The following is a 300-nucleotide window of genomic DNA, read 5'->3' on the forward strand; positions in this document are numbered from 1 at the left end:
AGAAGAAGCTCACCCGCTTTCGCTTCTGCCATGTAACCGTCCATTTCAGCGAACTGAACTTCAAGATCAGCTACCTTCATGCCGTCTTCTTCGCTCATTTCAGGCAAAGAGTAAATGCGGTCACGCTCTTGCTTAATAGCCCAAAGCTCTTTGTGACCCATGATAACCGTGTCGATTACCGTGAATTCTTCGTAAGCAAATTGGTCTTGGTTTAGTTTAGCTACGCGCTCGTTTGGATCGTAGCTTACGTTACCAGCACTTGGCTCAAGTTCACCAGATAGGATCTTCATGAACGTCGAT

General features: G+C 46.3%; 1 pseudogene. It reads right to left on the reverse strand.

Annotation, left to right across the window (positions count from 1 at the left end):
• A pseudogene (locus AB4653_RS28840) lies at positions 1–300 on the reverse strand (hypothetical protein); the annotation flags it as partial.

Origin of the sequence: Vibrio sp. 10N.222.48.A3 (genome assembly GCF_041475345.1) — a bacterium.
GTDB classification, from domain to species: Bacteria; Pseudomonadota; Gammaproteobacteria; order Enterobacterales; family Vibrionaceae; genus Vibrio; species Vibrio tasmaniensis_A.